This is a genomic window from Crenothrix polyspora (assembly GCF_900163755.1).
GTDB classification, from domain to species: Bacteria; Pseudomonadota; Gammaproteobacteria; order Methylococcales; family Methylomonadaceae; genus Crenothrix; species Crenothrix polyspora.
The window spans coordinates 20,558-39,482 of the sequence record NZ_FUKI01000145.1; the positions used below are offsets into that span (position 1 = coordinate 20,558).

The 18,925-nt window shown below is 41.9% G+C and carries 13 protein-coding genes; 3 read left to right on the forward strand and 10 right to left on the reverse strand.

Annotation, left to right across the window (positions count from 1 at the left end; all coding sequences use genetic code 11):
• Positions 1-30 precede the first annotated feature (30 nt).
• The 3 genes from CRENPOLYSF2_RS14835 to nhaD all read right to left on the reverse strand — a co-directional run bounded on the left by CRENPOLYSF2_RS14835 (position 31) and on the right by nhaD (position 4,070).
• The gene (locus tag CRENPOLYSF2_RS14835; RefSeq protein WP_087144730.1) at positions 31-1,128 is read right to left on the reverse strand and encodes a hypothetical protein; all 1,098 of its coding nucleotides are present in this window, start codon (positions 1,126-1,128) and stop codon (positions 31-33) included.
• Between the two features lie 91 nt (positions 1,129-1,219).
• Complete coding sequence (locus tag CRENPOLYSF2_RS14840) at positions 1,220-2,647, reverse strand: chymotrypsin family serine protease (RefSeq protein WP_087144731.1); 1,428 nt, start codon at positions 2,645-2,647, stop codon at positions 1,220-1,222.
• Positions 2,648-2,759: 112 nt separating this feature from the next.
• Positions 2,760-4,070: a sodium:proton antiporter NhaD gene (nhaD, locus tag CRENPOLYSF2_RS14845; RefSeq protein ID WP_087144752.1), complete on the reverse strand. Its 1,311-nt coding sequence runs from the start codon at positions 4,068-4,070 to the stop codon at positions 2,760-2,762.
• A 211-nt stretch (positions 4,071-4,281) separates the two neighbouring features.
• Between nhaD and CRENPOLYSF2_RS14850 the strand changes: the two genes are divergently transcribed.
• Complete coding sequence (locus tag CRENPOLYSF2_RS14850; RefSeq protein ID WP_087144753.1) at positions 4,282-5,934, forward strand: nitrite/sulfite reductase; 1,653 nt, start codon at positions 4,282-4,284, stop codon at positions 5,932-5,934.
• Complete coding sequence (locus tag CRENPOLYSF2_RS14855; RefSeq protein WP_087144732.1) at positions 5,921-6,373, forward strand: DUF934 domain-containing protein; 453 nt, start codon at positions 5,921-5,923, stop codon at positions 6,371-6,373. The genes CRENPOLYSF2_RS14850 and CRENPOLYSF2_RS14855 overlap by 14 nt, the downstream gene beginning before the upstream one ends.
• Before the next feature lie 79 nt (positions 6,374-6,452).
• On the opposite strand, the gene CRENPOLYSF2_RS14860 is transcribed toward CRENPOLYSF2_RS14855, so the two are convergent.
• A complete protein-coding gene (locus tag CRENPOLYSF2_RS14860; RefSeq protein ID WP_140396876.1) occupies positions 6,453-9,488 on the reverse strand; it encodes an ATP-binding protein in 3,036 nt (1,011 codons plus the stop codon).
• Between the two features lie 433 nt (positions 9,489-9,921).
• Entirely contained in the window at positions 9,922-10,977 is a 1,056-nt protein-coding gene (locus CRENPOLYSF2_RS14865; RefSeq protein ID WP_087144734.1) for a response regulator, read from the reverse strand.
• Positions 10,978-11,532: 555 nt separating this feature from the next.
• On the opposite strand from CRENPOLYSF2_RS14865, the gene CRENPOLYSF2_RS14870 reads away from it, so the two are divergent.
• Positions 11,533-12,573 (forward strand): FAD:protein FMN transferase, encoded by a 1,041-nt coding sequence (locus CRENPOLYSF2_RS14870; protein WP_245808017.1) that lies wholly within the window; start codon positions 11,533-11,535, stop codon positions 12,571-12,573.
• A gap of 258 nt (positions 12,574-12,831) precedes the next feature.
• Here the strand turns inward: CRENPOLYSF2_RS14870 and CRENPOLYSF2_RS14875 are convergent, their stop codons facing one another.
• From CRENPOLYSF2_RS14875 to ftsH, 5 genes are all read right to left on the reverse strand, one after another.
• Positions 12,832-13,710 carry a hydrolase 1, exosortase A system-associated gene (locus CRENPOLYSF2_RS14875; protein WP_087144735.1) on the reverse strand — a complete coding sequence of 293 codons (879 nt, stop codon included), beginning with the start codon at positions 13,708-13,710 and terminating at the stop codon, positions 12,832-12,834.
• Positions 13,711-13,721: 11 nt separating this feature from the next.
• A complete protein-coding gene (locus tag CRENPOLYSF2_RS14880) occupies positions 13,722-14,552 on the reverse strand; it encodes a hydrolase 2, exosortase A system-associated (protein WP_176371134.1) in 831 nt (276 codons plus the stop codon).
• Positions 14,549-14,764, reverse strand: a complete 216-nt coding sequence (locus tag CRENPOLYSF2_RS14885; protein ID WP_245808018.1) for an acyl carrier protein — start codon at positions 14,762-14,764, stop codon at positions 14,549-14,551. The genes CRENPOLYSF2_RS14880 and CRENPOLYSF2_RS14885 overlap by 4 nt, the downstream gene beginning before the upstream one ends.
• 171 nt (positions 14,765-14,935) lie before the next feature.
• Positions 14,936-16,573, reverse strand: a complete 1,638-nt coding sequence (locus CRENPOLYSF2_RS19385) for a matrixin family metalloprotease (RefSeq protein ID WP_087144738.1) — start codon at positions 16,571-16,573, stop codon at positions 14,936-14,938.
• A gap of 426 nt (positions 16,574-16,999) precedes the next feature.
• A complete protein-coding gene (ftsH, locus tag CRENPOLYSF2_RS14895) occupies positions 17,000-18,919 on the reverse strand; it encodes an ATP-dependent zinc metalloprotease FtsH (protein ID WP_087144739.1) in 1,920 nt (639 codons plus the stop codon).
• Positions 18,920-18,925 lie beyond the last annotated feature (6 nt).

The window sequence follows — 18,925 nt, forward strand, 5'->3', positions numbered from 1 at the left end:
GGCAGCTAGAAAATTAAACATCTATTAAGCTTACCGGTTGCGGTTCACTTCTGCTTTTTTCCTTGCTTCATACTCTTCTTTTACTAAGGCTTTTCTCCTAGCTTCATACATTTCTTTTCTTTCAGCTGTTATTTTTGCTCCATACTCTTCTGTTTTATATTCAGCTTCTTTTTTTTTAAACTCAGCGGGCTCATAAATATTATGAACATAACGCACTTGTTTGGCATTACAACTGGAATGCGGTGGGGTAATTATTTGAGGGCCAGAAAATAGCTCACCAGTACTCGGCATCATTGCAAAAAAATAAGTTTCCCCTAAATGAAAATCCCTTCCCGATGCCCTCAAGGTGTTTTTAGTGTCTTGCCAAAATGTGCGCTGCGTTCTAAAAATAGGTAGTGCAATTTTTCCATCTTTAAAACGGATATAAAGGCAGTCTTTTTCAGTGAAAAAAACGCCTTCACTAACTAGCCCGTGTGTGGCGATATAAAAATCATCGTCCTCGTATACATGGGCATAATTGTATACGCCAATGTACGACAACTTACCTTCACTTTTAGGGTTGCTAAGCTGACTATTGTATTCTGAATCATCAGTTAAATGCCCTTCATGCTCCCCTTTACGCCTATACAATTCCAAGCTTCGATATTGATGTACTCGCGAAATATCGCATTGCAGATGAGGTGGTAACGTCACCCAACCGATGTTTGACTCATTAAATGCAGTTGATGTTAAATCTATGGCATCTTTGCGATAATATCCCATTACTTTTTTGCCTAATGCTTTTGTGTAGCTAAATGACAAATTTTCCGGGCTACTGTACTCTGAAATAAGAACGGGTAGAACCTTAATACCATTGTCCAATTCTATATAAAAGCAATTATCTTTACCGAGCCTCAGCGTACCTACGTCAGGCTCACGATAATAACCCATAGGCACCTGCCGCACCATACCATTTGCCACATGAATTTTAGACTGGGGATGGTTAGCTTGAACAATTTCATTCAAAATTTCATTTGAAACTGTGGGCTTTAAAACAGCAGGCTTTGAGACTATGCGACTGGGATTTTGACAACCAGCTGTAAAAAACAGGGCAATCAGGCACAAGCATTTAACGTTGTAAATATTCATCTCAACTTTTTCCTCTTAGAAACGGTTTCGTGCCTGCTCCCCATTTACATACAAATGAGATCGATAAAATAGGGAAACGATGAATGGATACCTACTTCTTCTTACCGTATATCAATTGGTAACCTGCTTTGTAAATTTCATCCGTTGACATATACACCATCCCCCCATACTCATGACCATTCTTTTGTTTTCCACCACACCCTCCTTTGCCCTTCATTGTCTTGTTCCATTCCTGATAATACTTTGCTGGTTTTGCGTTTTTCACTATTTCCCAAGTACCTGGCCTAGAACCTTCAACATGTAAACCCACAGCAACATCTCCTATGAAAACAGGCCCGCCACTGTCACCCACCCAGCAATCTAATTGGTCTCCAGCCACACTTACTGATGTCCTCCCGCAGACTATGTCCTCATTTGGACCACAATCAATACCGCGCCAATTTCGTACTGACTGCACCTCACCACAACTATGGCCAGTTGTTGCGCCGTAATGACAAACAATATCTCCCGTTACTGTGCCAGTATGCGCGTTTGTATGAGCAAGGGTACGTTTACCTGTTAATATTTTGGCCACATTATCCTTAGCAAAAAACTGAGGTAACAAAATATTTTGTAATAACGGAGGCTTTACTGACATCACCTGGAAATCTTGATCAGCAGTCCAATAATCTTTAACATGATTCAATGCAATCTTATCATTTCCCGTTGTCTTACGATCATCAAGAGTTATTTTATAGTTACCACAATGTGCAGCTGTAGTGGAAAAAAATTTCTTCTGCGTAGCTTTATCTGTTACGTTAAAACCAGACGTACAACCGTAAAGCGATGTACCCGCAGCCGTCATCGTCATCGTCATCGATTCTGAAGCTCTGGCATTTGCATGATTTCCTAGTCTCGCACTCTTACGTCTAATTTTGATAGGCAAATTTTTAAACAGTGAGGCGGAACGGCTTAGGCTAGAAGATGACGCTGTTTCAGGCTCAAAAACATCCACAACCAATTCGCCTGACCGCTCATCAATTTCAACACTTTCAAGATCCGGAATAGCACCAAATTCTTTTAAATGAGCATCTCGAATTTTTTCAAGCTCTGCCAGTGTATATTCTGCTCCCGTTTGAAACACAACAGGCAAATCAAGTGGTTCAGCAAAAGGTACTGGGGTTTTATTCGCAAGCGGAAAAGTGGTATCGAGCACTCCAGCGTTGCCTTTTAAACGAACTACTAGGCGATAATTCGGCGTATGCTCGACGTACATACCGGCCAAACGATCTTTGTACTTGTTCTTTAGATCAGCTTCCACATCATCTGATGATAATTGAATAATTAAACGTCGCAATGCTTCAGTAAAGCTAACATCGTACGCTTTAGTATACTCAGTCGCATCCATATCCAGCGAATGGGCGGGTTCAGTTAGAGTAACCTCAGAGTTTTCGGCATAAGCAACTGGCATCATAGTTGTAGCAACAACCCCACCAATTACGACTAAATTAATTAACAAGTGTTTTGGAGCGTGAAACATACTTCACCTCTTTGGATAAAACAAGACCGGAAAAAGTCGAGACCAATTAAAGTTGATCCCGACCTTATCCGAAAGGCAGCCTTTTACGACTGTAAGACACTAAATCAAACTATCAACCATTAATCAAATAATGCGTCAAGATACTGGCTGCGTAACCTGCGGCAATCGCAGGTGTCCATTTTAAATGGCTAAAGAAAGTGTATTTATGGTCAGATTGACCCATTAACGCGACCCCAGCCGCAGATCCGACCGACAATAACGAACCACCCACACCGGCTGTCAAGGTGACTAACAACCATTGATACAAATCCATATCCAGATTCATGTTCAATACCGCAAACATCACCGGAATGTTATCCACAATCGCTGAAATCAAACCAACCAGGATGTTAGCTGTTGTTGGCCCTAAGGTTTCGTACATCGCACCGGACAACAATTCCAAATAACCAATATAACCTAAACCACCCACCGCAAACACCACACCGAAGAAGAACAACAACGTGTCCCATTCAGCACTTTTTACTTTATTGAAGATATCAAAACCTGCATCACCATTTTCGGGCGCATGGCGGGTTTTTAAATAATAACCGTAGAACATCAAGACAGACAAACCGACCATCATACCCATAAACGGCGGTAAATGCAGGACTTGCTTAAAGCTGACCGCCGTTGCAATCGTGCCTAAGAACATGGCACAAATCACAATAGCGCCAGTTTTTAACTGTACAGCTGCTTCACTGGATGCTTTAGGCTGCTCATCAGGCACTGCGAAATACATCACAGCAGCAGGTACTGCATAGTTAACTAAAGACGGCACAAACAACTTGAAGAAGTCAAAAAATTCAGCGTATTCCGCTTGCCAAACCATCAGCGTAGTAATATCACCAAAAGGACAGAACGCGCCACCGGCATTGGCCGCAACCACCAGATTGACAAAACCAATGCTGACAAACTTGGGGTTATCAGAACCTACCGCCAACACCACCGCACCCACCAACAACGCCGCAGTCAGGTTATCGGCAACAGACGACAGGAAGAAAGTGATGATGCCGGTAATCAAAAATAGTTTACGGTAACCAAATTGCTTTCTGACCAGCCAAGAGCGCAACGCCTCAAAGACATTACGTTCAGACATGGAGTTGATATAGGTCATCGCCACCAGCAAGAACAGCATCAATTCTGCATATTCTTTCAGGTTATATTCAAAAGCCTTGTGCATGTCTTCAGCCGAAACACCGGCTTGGGAAGCTAAAACCGCCGCATGCGCCCAAATAATGCCCGCCGCCAAAATAACCGGCTTGGATTTACGCAAATGCGTAAATTCTTCGGTCATAACAAAACCATAAGCAATGATAAAAATTAAAACCGAATAAATACCACGCTGCGTTCCGGTCAAACCTAGGCTCTCAAACTCACCGGCCATCGCAATTTCCGGCAATAACAAAACTAACAACAAAACGAATAACGATCGCACCACTTTCCCCTCTTAAACTTTTAGAATTATATAAACCGAAAACCACGCGTTAACCGCTAATTCTATCATTATAGAATAAATTTTGTCATTTTATGCCGTGCGGTATATGATGATCCGTTGCTAATAAATGAACTTAAACAGACTGCCTGTAAAGCTAATCATGTACCAATACAACGAAATTGACCAAAAAATTGTTGACGAACGCGTCGCACAGTTTAGAAAACAGACCCAGCGTTTTTTAAGTGGCGAACTGTCCGCCGATGAATTCCGCCCACTGCGCCTTAGAAATGGCCTGTACATACAAACCCATGCGCCGATGTTACGTGTCGCAGGGCCGTATGGCTTATTAAATTCTAAACAAGTACGTATGCTGGCGCATATTGCCCGTAAATACGATAAAGGCTACTGCCATTTCACCACACGGCAAAACATTCAGTACAACTGGCCTAAGCTTGAAGAAGTGCCGGATATACTGGAAGAATTGGCCAGTGTGCAAATGCACGCCATCCAAACCAGTGGTGCGTGTATGCGTAACACCACCTCCGACCATTTGGCCGGTGTGTGCGTGGATGAAATCGAAGACCCACGCCCGTACTGCGAAATTATCCGCCAGTGGACGACCTTGCACCCAGAGTTCGACTACTTGCCGCGCAAATTCAAGATTGCCGTCAGTGGCTCACAGCGTGACCGTGCCGCCACCCAATTCCACGACATCGGTATCCATATCGTTAAAAATGAAACCGGTGACATCGGCTTTAGAATACTGGTTGGCGGCGGTTTAGGCCGTACACCGGTTATCGGTCAAGTGATTAAACCGTATCTGGAACAACAACATTTGTTGTCCTACCTTGAAGCCATCCTGCGTATTTACAACCTGTTTGGCCGCCGGGACAACAAATACAAAGCGCGGATTAAAATTCTAGTCAGGGAAACTGGACTGGAAAAATTTAACGACATGGTGGAAGCCGAATGGCTACGCATTAAAGACGGTATGGAACTCAGTGCTGAGCGGGTGGCTGCGGTAAAAACCCATTTTACACCACCGCCCTATGAGGCCAATACTGATCAAGATACCCGCTTTGCTGAACAACTCGCTAACGATAAAGCTTTTGCTACCTGGCATAAATACAATACCGCGCCGCATAAAGTGGCTGGCTACCAGGCGGTGTACCTGTCGTTAAAAGCACCGGACACGCCGCCGGGCGACATGACCGACCAACAGCTTGATGCCGTGGCCGATCTTGCTGATCGCTACAGCTTTGGCGAAATCAGGGTCACCCACCGACAAAACCTGGTATTTTCCGACGTTAAACAAGGCGATTTATTTGCGCTGTGGCAACAACTGGACAGCTTAAAACTGGCCATGCCCAATATCGGCACTGCCACCGACATGATTTGCTGCCCAGGTTTAGATTTTTGTTCTTTAGCCAATGCAGGTTCTATCGGCGTTGCCAAAGAAATCAATGACGCGCTGGATGACATGGATTATCTGCATGACATCGGCGAATTGAAAATCAATATGTCCGGCTGTATGAATGGCTGCGCCCACCAAAGCGTCGGCCATATTGGCATACTGGGTGTGGATAAAAAAGGTGTCGAATGGTATCAAATTACCTTGGGTGGCTCATCTGAAAATGAAGCGGCCATTGGTGAGCGTTTAGGGCCTGCGGTAGCAAAAGATCAAGTCACTAACACCATTACCACTATTTTGGATGTTTACGTTAAGCAACGCTTGGAAGATGAAGCGTTTTTAGACATGGTCAATCGCGTGGGCATTGCACCTTTTAAGGATCGGGTTTATGCAAATAATTAAAGATAATCAAATTATTGATAACAGCTGGCACTATGTTAACGAAGCCGACACACCCAGTGCTGGTGACATCAGCGTGTCTTTGGCACACTGGGAAAAAGATAAAGCACAACTTCTACAGCATACGGGTAAACTGGGTGTACGCTTAGTGCCTGGCGATGCAGTTGATACGCTGGCACAAGACTTAAACAACATCCAGCTAATCGAACTGGATTTTCCTGATTTGGCGGATGGCCGCTTGTTTTCGTTAGCGTGGTTGCTGCGCAGCCGTTATGGCTATCAAGGCGAACTCAGAGCCACTGGCAACTATGTAGCCGAACAGGTGTTTTATTTGTCGCGCGTGGGTGTTAATGCCTTTGTTCCGCAAAAACCAGACGATTTAGCGGCGATTCAGGCTTGCCTAGGTGATTTTAGCGTCAACTACCAAGCTTCGATTAATTAACCCATCACAATTACCCGTCAAAGCACCTTAAAGGTACTTTGACGGCGCTGTATTGGCTCTATCCGAATGAACACTCATTTTATACCTCATAAGCACGATACTCCCACAGCTTAGTCAATAACTTTGAATAACCATTCAACGAATCCTTAATTGAAATAATATCAAAACAATCGATATACATGTTCAATTGCGCCGCATAATTCACCACTAAAGGAAACTGGTACTGCTGCCCTATAGCAAAAATACGCTCAGCAAAACGTGTCACATCAGAGATATTATTATTTTTAGCACAGCGGAGACACTCGGAACTTAATTCCTCTAGTTTTTCCAAAACTTCTGGCAAACAGGCCTCTTCTTCTGATGAAAGCGTTATCGCGCTGCTAATAGCCAATATGGACTCCTGGCAATCAAATAACAAAAAGCGTAATAACTCACCCATTAATTCAGTTTTTAACACCGGTTTACGCAAGTAACCGTCAAAATTTTCACTGCGTAAGCGTTCAAATTGATCAACCATGACTGAGGCGGTTAAAGCCACAATAGGTATAGCTGAAAATGATTTAATAGTCGCTGCGGCTTGATAACCATCCATGACCGGCATTCTAATATCCATTAAAATTAAATCAATTTTTTTGTTGCGTGCCAGCAAAACAGCATCTAAACCATTTTCTGCTTCTAAAATAACTAAACCTGTTTCCGAAAAATTTTCTTTTAACAAGCGTCTGTTATGCGCCACATCATCAACAATCAAAATAACCGCAGGATGAAAGCGAACCTGCTCATGCTGTAAAATAGACTCACTCAGCGGTTGTATAATTTCAGAAGAAATTTCCACATCGTACAAATTAACCGTAAAAATTGAGCCTTTTCCAACAATACTGACCAGCGATATTTCGCCACCCATCATTTCCGTCAACGCCTTGCTAATTGACAAGCCCAATCCAGTACCGCCGTATTTACGAATGTCTTGACCATGCGATTGCTCAAACTCCTGAAAAATAACATTCTGCTGATCATCAGGTATACCTATGCCGGTATCTTCTACCGACACACAAAAATCTAACTGCGTATCGCGGCGGTTATTGACACTGACCTTAATACGCACATAACCCACTTCAGTAAATTTAATCGCATTAGCAATTAAATTGAAAAAAATCTGCCGTAACCGTGTGGTATCCAGCAACAAATTTTTAGGCATCTCGGCATCAATATCTAAAATAAAATCGAGCTTTTTCTCGCGTACGCCCATCATAAAAATATTACTCAAATCAGTAAATAAATCATGGGGATTACACGGTTTTTTCTCGATATTCATTTTTCCCGCTTCAATTTTAGACAGGTCGAGTATATCGTTAACCAAGGTCAGTAAATTATGCCCTGCTGACTGTATGGTTTGTACGAAAGATTTAAGCTTATGCTCTTTAATTTGTTCATTTAATAATTCAGTAAAGCCGATAATAGCGTTCATCGGTGTACGAATTTCATGACTCATACTGGATAAAAATTCAGATTTCGCCCGATTTGCCTGCTCAGCCTGCTCCTTGGCTTTTTCTAAGGCACTTTCTATTTTTTTACGTTCGGTAATATCCCAATTTACCCCCGTTATTCTAATATCTTCATTATCATCTTTAACCAATCTAGCGCCGCTATAAACCGTACGAATACCGCCGTCTGCCTGCATAATCCGATACTCAATATGATCTTGGCCACCGTGTTTTTGCATTTTAGCAAGCGATTGATAAATCAGTGCATGATCATCAACATGGATTTTGCTGAGCCATTCTTCAAATAGAACCTGGGGTTTTTTAATAATACCGACGATATCAAACATTTTGTCGTCAAAAATAAATGACGGCTGCTCATCCCATTTTAATTCCCATACCCCAAGCGATACAGCTTCTGCGGCTAATGCAAAACGCTCATTTAATAACACAACCTCTTGTTCACTTTTTTTACGACGACTGATTTCATTGATTAAGCGCCGTATCCAATAAAAAATCAGCGTCAAAATCACTAAAAAACACGCGACAATTTGCGCTATTAGCACATAGTTTACTTTTTCGACAAAACGGTCTTTACCCCAAGCATCACGAATTTTTTGTTTTTCACTCTGACTGATGGTACTTAACGCACGGTTAAATAACGGCACTAAGGGCGCAAATTCCTGCGTCATCGCAAAACCCAACTCGGTTTTAAACTCAGTTTTTCCAACAATTCGCACATTATTGATGCCTAATTCGGCTATATCGTAACTGGCTTGTGCAAGCGTGCAAAACAGCGCATCAAATTTACCCGTAGACACCGCAGTCAAACCATCCGGCACATTATTAACAACACTAAACCGAATAGCAGGGTAAGTGACATCACGGTAATTTTTAAAAATAGCTAATTTAAGATGTTTAATTTGTTCAACATTGTCCACATAATCCGCATCCGAGCGCATCACGATAACAATCGGGCTAGTAACATACGAATGCGTGAAGGTCAGCTGTGGCATAAGCGTGGTTTCAATGGTCTTTGACAACACATCAACCTCACCTTTTTCCAGCTTTTCCAACGATTCACGCCAAGAACGCGTCTGAACAATATTAATTTTGATACCTAACATTTGCTCAATCAACTTCAAATGCTCAGCCACTATACCAATATAGCGGCCTTGATTATCAAAACCCTCATAAGGCAACCAATTGGGATCACCTGCAAAACGCACAACGGGGTGCTGTTGCAGCCATTTTTTTTCGTGTTTGCTCACCACAACGGAAGCAATGGTGGCACTGCGACGATTAACAATGCTTTTTTTATGTGGGTTTTTTACGCCAGATATCGTATTCAATAGGTTTTGAAACATAGTAGCCACCATCGGTTGCCCACGCCGCAACTCTGTACCTACTAAGTGGAAATCATCTGGCAAGACTGCTACAAACGCATTAAAATGATCGACAATATAGTCTTTAATCACATCATGCATGTCACTTAATACACCAACAACAGTGTATATAGTCTGCTTACTAACAACGAATACTTCTGTTACAAACGTTTCTAACTGCCCAGGTTGTGGGTGGGACTTTTTTTGAGTCGCACGATGCGGTGTAGCGACAGCAGTTATATCCGTCATTACACTTTTTAACGCACTGCCCAATATGCTTTGAGGTATAAAAATACACCGTAACAATGGCTGACACGATTTAAAATGAGTCTGAAGTGTGGGGGCTTTATCGTCAATAGCTTTCGTTTCTGACAAGTTAGTTTCTTCTACACGCTTATCTGGTAAAACCTCGTGTATAACTCGGCTGCTGGGTTTCTGTAGCCGTGCTTGCTCATCAAAGTCTAAAAAATTTTTTAAATTGCTATTGACTGACAGGTAAAGTGGACTAGGCTTTGTGGTATTACTGGATGCCAATCCACTGCTTAGCAAAGTAACAACCAAAACCAAAATACACTTAAAACACACTAATATCGATTGATTCAGAAAAATACCCACACCCTAAATCAAGGTATTTAACAGCCTAATACGCTGTATAAATGCAATAATTTAATAAAAAATCGTTTCACTGCGGATTGACAATAGCAATAAATTCATCCAAATGCGCTATAAAAATATCAACCAACTCAGGATCAAACTGGACTCCACTGCGCTCTTTAATGTATGTCACCACATCAACTGTCTCCCATGCTTTTTTGTAGCGCCTGGAATGCGTTAATGCATCAAACACATCTGCCAGCGCAATAATACGACCATAAATATGAATATCTTCACCCTGTAAACCACGCGGATAACCTTTGCCATTCCATTTTTCATGATGCTCATGGGCAATAATAGCCGCCGCTTTAATCAATTTTCGATCAGAATAGCGTAATAATTCATAGCCATTGTTGGCGTGTTTCTTCATGATTTCAAAGTCGTTTTCGCTGTAACTGCCTTCTTTATGCAAAATTTCAGCCGGTACCGTCAACTTACCAATATCATGCATGGGCGCCGCATGATAAAGCACTTCTATATCATCCTCAGTCATGCTTGGGTGATATTTAGCCAATAATGCGGAAATTTCGGAAACCCGCTTAATATGCTTGCCCGTCTCATCCGAGGTAGATTCCATTAATTCGGTAAGAATATAAATCATCTCCTTTTGATTATCTTCTAATTCGGTCAGTAATCTGATTTTTTCATACTTCGCTTTATTTTCCAGCAAAATATTATGATATTTCAGCAGCTCTTTGGCACGATAGAGCTCAATATGGGTTTTGACACGCGCCAATAATTCATTAGCGAAAAACGGTTTTGTTATGTAATCGACAGCGCCTTGTACAAATCCTTTTGAGATGGAATCAACATCGGTTTTCGCTGTTAAGAATATAATAGGGATATCTTTAGTTGCCGGATTGGCCTTAATTTCTTCGCACGTTTCAAAACCATCTATGCCAGGCATCATAATATCGAGCAAAATGAGTTGAAACTGCTCTGGCTCTTCTCTAAGTAACTCTAAAGCCTCAACACCACTGTGCGCAAAAGAAAAATCGTAATTATCTTCCTTGAGAATATTCATCGCAATTCGAATATTATCGACCACATCATCAACAATCAGGATTCGATCATTCTTAATCATTAACAATATCTACCCAAGTTGATGTGAATTAAATTACTCGTTAACCTAAACTCTTAGCCGCTAAAAATAGGCTATACACATAAAAGCGACCTAATTTAATGCGGAACAAAGTGTAATGCTACTGTAGATTGGGGTAAGATGAGGTAACCGAACCCCAACACATAATGCACCGCATCGTTGGGGTTTGTTAGCTAACCCAACTTACAAAACATGTCCCAGCTTAATAAGTAGCCATATTATAACTACCCACTTAAAGTCAGACAGTTAAGTTGTGCGCTGCCAGGTGTCCCCACTTTAAAGTAGGTAACCAAAACATGCAGGGGTTTAAGCATCTCATAACGCCGTTTTATCTGTCAAGCTGTAAAAAAATTATCGATTGTGTGTCAATACAAAAGTCATATCAACGCCCAATATTAAACGCAACTAACAATAACGTTTTAGCGTTCATTTTTTGACAATATCCGTTAAAATCATAGCGCTATTTCAGCTTTTCAGCCGATAATCTGCTTATTCAATCTAACCGGCTTACCGTCTAAACATTTTAAATTTTTTACTATGAAAACAACAACATATTACAAACTAACTACCATCATGGTCGCTGTGCTGCTCGCACTGGCAAATGTCAGTTGTGTAAAACAAAAAGACTTAAAAAAACTAAGCGGCAACACCCAAGGCACAAGCTATCACATCAGTTTTTGGAGCAACACACCAGCCGATTTAAAGACCGTTGAGAAAAATTTAAACACTGAACTTGCCCGTATTGATCAACAACTGTCTAACTACCGTCCTGACTCAGCGATTGAACAATTTAATGCCCTTATTAGTGATCAAGCACTGCCGGTTGATGCTGAAATTGTCAATTTGATTGAACAAGCGCGAGCCGTTAGCATCGCCAGTGACGGTTGTTATGATCTAACCATAAAACCGTTATTTGATTTATGGGGCTTTAATCACGATCAGTTATCAGCACCTGATGCAGCAACGTTAAAATCTACTTTGCAAAACATTGGTCTTACGCAATTGGAGCGCTTAGATGCCACACATCTGCGTAAACACAACGCTAATTTACGCATCGATTTGTCTTCAATTGGCCAAGGTTATAGCGTTAATCGCATCAGCAACCTATTGGAACAACAACATATTGACAATTATTTAGTAGAAATTGGTGGTGAATTGCAAACACGCGGACAAAAACCAGATGGTAAACCTTGGCGTATTGCGTTAGAAAAGCCTTTATCAGGTGAACGGACACTGCATAAAATTATTACTATACAACGTACCACGCCTTTAGCAATCATGACATCGGGTACTTATCGGCATTATTTTGACGTTGATGGCATACGTTACAGCCATATTTTGGATGCCCGCACTGGCAAACCTGTCACCCATAGCACGGTATCGGTTTCGGTATTGCATGATGACGCTACACAAGCCGACGCGTGGTCTACCGCGTTACTGTGCCTGGGCAAAACTGCCGGCTTAGCAGCCGCCAATAAAGCCGGTATTGCTGCGTTATTTATTGAACAACAAGGCCACGCATTTAATGAATTTAACAGTGCCGCTATGGCCACACTACAACAAGTGTCAATTAAATAACAGGCTACCAACGGAGCAAAAAATAATAACATTCAAATAGGTTGGGCTACCTGCTGCTTGGCAATCCAACATTTACAATGCGTTGGGAATGTTGGGGTTGATAAAAGCGTTTAACCCAACCTACATCTTGTCCCTTATTAAGGGGTAGCCAAATAACGCAAAGTCGTCAAGCAATACGCATAATTCGCTATAACAACATGATTATTAGCAAGTTAGATCAAAAATATCAAAAAAATATTGGCTTGACGTTGCCTAACTTCAGTTTTTTGCTGGCAATGTCTTAAGCCATGCCAATGTCCAAGCCGCCACCTGATCACGCCACACTTGCGATGAAAATGTATGATCAGCACCCACAGAATCGTGTCGAGTAACACGCGAATTGGCTAATAATGTACGCCATTTTTTATCATGCTTAAAGGTTTCTTTAAACTCATCGGCGGTTAAGTCTCTGCCACTTAAAATTAGTAACACCGGATGTTGAAAGCGTTGCAAACATTCACGTAGTCGCGTTGGTAAATCTAGCGCATCGTCAACAAGCTCGGCTTTCGACATAGCCACTGAATACACCGTTTTATTGCGCATGAATTTTTTACGTAAATTCAATAATGAAACAACCGATTGCCGATACTCAAATTTCAGGCTGAAAACTTTACGCCACAGTTCTGGATTGACCAAACGTTGCAAATAATAATATTTAAGATATGTTTTTGCCGCACCGCGTTCGGTAAATACCCAAGGATTGAGTAGCGCCAGACCTTTTACCCGTAAATCTTGATAGGCGTAAAACAGTGCCGCTGAAGCTGCATCACACAAGCCCCACAGCACCACGCCACGCAGTTCAGGGCATGCCTGATAAAACGCAGTGATAGCGGCGTTAATATCATCATCTACCGCCGCAAATGAGCGCATATCGCCTTCAGAATCACCCATACCTCGGTAATCAAAACGCATTACCGGCACACCGTTTGCCGCTAGCAGCCGCGCCAATAAGACAAACTGCCGATGGCTGCCAACACGGTATTGCGGGCCACCCACTACCAGCACCACACCTAAACCGCTCGACTCAGCAGCGTGATGAACAATCGCTGTTAAATAGTCACCCTGACATTGAAAAACAAGAGGCGTTTCTGTGTGCATTATTGAGTCATTTAAATAAGGCAATTAAGCGATTCACTTAATAAAGCCGGTACGTCAGTAATTTCTTGAGTAGTCCAAAAAGAGTGCCCAACCACGGTTTTTATCACAATAGCTTTACCCTTACTGTCTTGCTCTTCAGCCCATTTTAAAGTATTTGGTGCTGCGAGTTTTTGACTATGGCCAACCACTTCAATAACGCTTATTCGCTCCACACTGCTGATATCAATATCATACGCAGATAATGCCAGCAACGGCATAACAACCTCAGGCGACAACGCATAACCTGCCACCTCAACAACACCGCCATCAAGCAATTGCTGTTTTAAATCACTGGTTTTTTCTTGTGGCGCGTCTTTATCCATCATGGCCGCAGCAAGACGTAAGCGTAAAAATTGCATAACAAACAATTCGCCATTTAACACCGGCTGCCAACAAAGCACATGATTAATCTTAAGTACTGTATAAGAAGCAAAATCCAGCGCCAATAACGCCCCTGTGCGTAATCCCCACAAAGTAATCGCCGTTGCGCCTTGTTCTAGTAGCCACAAACATGCCGCGGTAATATCCTGCTTCCAAAGCAGCCAGCTCGCTGCAGAAAAATCACCGGCACTGTCGCCTGTGCCAAACAAATCTATAACCAATACAGCATAGCCCTTATTAGCAAAGCTTTGCGCCTGCAAAGCCACCATACGCCGCGATTTGTTCATTTCTTCTGCAAACGCTGGAATATGTAAGATAAAACCTTGGGCAGCGGCTACATTCTGGGCGGGATAAAACACCGAAAACAACGCACGTCCTTCGCTATTCAAAAAGAAAGGTGAAAAAGGCGCAGTCGAAGTCACGATACTACGCCAACCTTGTATTCAACAAATTTTACCAACGAACCTACGGTTTCAAAAACAGTCGCGTCAATTTCATCATCGTCAACAAAAAAACCGTATTGCTCTTCCAGCGCAGTTAATATGGACACCACCGCCATCGAATCCATTTCAGGTACAGCACCTAATAAAGCTGATTCCATCGTTAAATGATCAATCGTTTCGGGAGATTGCAAAACTGAACTTAACACACTTTTAACATCATTGAACACAGGCTAAACATCCTAGAAAATAGTTGTATGATGACACTATCCATTACTTTGAAAAAGATTGTCAATATTTTAATTAAATGTGGCTATAAAAATACACTTTTTTATAAGCATACCTGCTAAACAAAGCCAGTCATACTAAACCAACCACACACCGCCAGCAACCAATCCTGTTACAGTCAAACCACTGGCAGTATTACCTAGCAATTGTACTAAAGTATCATTTGCTGCATTGTTTTGAAAAACATAAGTACTGCCTTCAGCGTTAAACGCAACGGTTTCGCCAATGCCAACGATGTTAGTTTGTAAGTAACGAACAACGTCATTAAGGTCGGTATTATGTATAACTGCGGCATGATTATACTGATCAATATGATCGAAGCTAATTAAGCCGTTAACAATATGATGACTGTGAATCTGTCCTGCATCTTTTCCATCTACGTGCGGGGCATTGCCAGCAATACGCGTGCTAACCAAATCTAATTTATCAATACCAACAATACTGTTAGCGCTAACGGCTAGTTTAAAATCCGCCACTTTATCAAACGATTTTACTACGCTATCACCACCTGCAATACGTACTGTATCAGATGCCGCAACAGTTTCAGCCAAAATATAGGTGTCACTACCCGCACCACCTATTAAGACATCCTGACCATTACCGCCCATTAAAGTATTATTAACTGCATTACCTATAAGCTTGTCGTTATAATTACTACCACGTAAATTTTCAATATTGCTGAGCGTATCCACACCCGCACCCAAGGTATTTTGAGCGCCAACACTGCTTAAATTAACAGTGACCGCAACTTTAGCACTGTCGTAATACGCCCAATCAGTCCCTTTTCCACCATTTAGGCTGTCGTTACCATTGCCGCCAATGAGTATGTCGTTACCGTCACCGCCTAACAATGTGTCATTACCACCTAAGCCACGCAACATATCATTACCCGACAATCCAGACAAGGTATCAAAACTGTTAGCGTGTGCTTTATCACCCACCAGCACGTCGTTACCAACACTGCCTATAACACTCTCAGTTTTAGCAGCAGGACGTGTATCCAACAAATAATGCCCCGCTTTTCCTAGGCCATCACCACCATAAATCCATTTAAGTGCTGCCAAATCATTCGCTTGAAACGCAGTTTTATTAACACCGGTTTGATTGTAAGACATCACAGTATTGTTAGTATTGTCTTGTTTTGCGGGTAAAACAATAGCGCCTTCAAATGAATGTTTCAAACCAAGTCCATGGCCTACTTCGTGTAACAACGTTTCATAACCGGCAGTTCCTTTTTTGGCAACACTGTTTTCGTAAGCAAACTCTACGTTATCAAGATATACATAGGCCTCTGCTTGATAATCCACCACCACATCATGGCTGTTATAAGAATAGGAATACACCGATTGGCATAAACCTGTTACGTTATTGCCAGAAAGATTAGTTGCTGCAAAATGAAAATCCGCTTCGTTACCGTTGCTAGTCTCAACAAACTTAATACCGGTAATGGCAGATACATCGGTCAATACAACACGAACTGCATTCATTTGGTTCGTATTAAAAGCCGACAAAACACCAGGCGCTGTGGCAGACGTAGCTGATTGTGTATCAAAAGTGTAATAGATGATATTGCGCTCAGGCATCAAAAAATTCCAGTTAACCCCATTATCCAACAGAGAGTCCACTGTAATATTACCCGAATACTGAACTTTTCCCAGTTCTGATACGGTAATTGCTCTAAGTGTATAACTATCATCCTGTGTTATCGCAACCATGACAAACCTACTTTTATATTGATTAATATGACGCGGTTTAAAAGTATGAAACCTTTAAAACCCTACTAATCTTAGTTAAAGCAATAAGCAGGCCACCAATATAAATAATTGTTTTAATTAGATAAAAACAAAAATTCTAAAAATAATAGTAATGTACTGTCAATTTTTGTGACTTTTATTGTCAATCACACCCAATAACGACACCCGCAAAAGCGCCAACCAACAGCAAAAAGCCGTTGTAAAATTAATGCAAGATATTTTTATGAAAAATAAGCGGACTAGCGCTCAATTAATGCAGGGGTAATTATTTGATTTGATATAAAAAATTGATTTTATTGAAAATAATTGTAGCGCAATATCAATAATACCCAAATAGCAGACAAAAAAAAGGGGAGCCTTACGGCTCCCCCCATCTATGAGCGCACCTCAAACTTGTCCAGCAACTTTATTCATTTTTATATCGGTGTTATCCGATTTATCGTGCTTTGTGTAATCATGATGATTGGGCGTATTATTGTCGTCTTTAGGTGGCTTAGGTGTTCTACCGGCCATCAAGTCTTCAATTTGAACCTTATCAATCGTTTCCCACTCCATTAAGGCTTGTGCCATTTTGTGTAGGACTTCAATATTTTCTTGTAAAATGCTTTGTGCGCGTTGAAAGTTGCGATCTATCAATAAACGCACTTCTTCATCTATTTGATGTGAGGCGTTAATAGACACTTTAGAACCTGGTGACGCATAACCCATGAACGGTTGTCCACCTTGCTCGCCGTATACCATAGGTCCCATTTTGTCTGAGAAGCCCCAACGAGTCACCATATTGCGTGCCAATTCTGACGCTCTTTCAATATCGTTAGATGCGCCGGTCGTCACTAGATCACCGCCATAAATCATCAGCTCTGCCACTCTACCGCCAAACAAACTGGCTAACTGGCTTTCTAATTTGCGTTTATTAGCACCGTATTGATCTCTTTCTGGCAAGAACATGGTAATACCCAGCGCTCTGCCTCTGGGCATAATGCTAACTTTATAAACAGGATCGTGTTCAGGTGATAATTGACCAACAATACAATGTCCTGCTTCATGGTAGGCTGTTAATAGCTTATCTTCTTCAGTCATTACTGCGGTGTGTCTTTCAGCACCCATTAAAATTTTATCTTTGGCTTTTTCAAGCTCGTACATACTGACTTCAGTTTTGTTAGTTCTTGCTGCCAGTAATGCGGCTTCATTAATAATATTGGCAAGATCAGCCCCTGAAAAACCCGGTGTGCCTCTGGCAATAAATTTCAATTCCACATCAGCCGCAGCCGGTACTTTTTTAATGTGTACATTAAGAATTTGTTCACGGCCTTTCACATCCGGCAAGCCGACAGTGACTTGGCGATCAAAACGACCTGGTCTTAGTAAGGCTTTATCTAACACATCGGCACGGTTGGTGGCTGCAATAACAATCACCCCTTCGTTACCGGTGAAACCATCCATTTCAACCAATAATTGGTTCAGGGTTTGTTCGCGCTCATCATTACCGCCACCCATACCCGCACCACCACGTTGGCGACCTACGGCATCAATTTCGTCAATAAAGATAATACACGGCGCATGTTCCTTGGCCTGGGTGAACATGTCTCTGACTCTGGACGCACCGACACCAACATACATTTCCACAAAATCAGAGCCTGAGATAGTGAAGAACTTAACCCCCGCCTCACCGGCTACTGCTCTGGCGATCAGTGTTTTACCTGTACCTGGAGGTCCTACCATCAAAATACCGCGTGGAATTTTGCCGCCCAGTTTTTGAAATTTTTGCGGGTCTTTTAAGAAATCAACTAATTCAGACACTTCTTCTTTGGCTTCTTCACAGCCCGCTACATCGGCAAACTTAACGGTCATTTTGTTTTCTTCAAGCAACTTGGCTTTACTCTTACCAAAACCACCGCTGCCAGCGCCTGCTTGTCTACGCATGTAAATAATCCACACGGCAATCATCAACAACATAGGGAACCACGCAATAAATATGGACATTGCCATAGATTGCTTTGGTACTTCTGAGGTTCTGATTTGAATTTTAGCAGCCAATAAATCGTCGATTAAATGGGTGTCACCAGGATTAATCGTCTCCAGACTTTCGCCGTCTGTGGTACGGACTCTAATAAGCTTAGCAACCGACTCACCACGATCTGTAATCAATTCCACCCGCTCAATTTGCCCCGCTTTAACTTTTTCAATAAATTCCGAGTACGCGAGTGAGTCCTGTATAGGAGGTGTTGTATTCAAGCGGCTGAATATCAGTATGGCAACTGATATGACAACCGATATTATGAATATGTTAAATAAATGTTTCTTCATTACGTT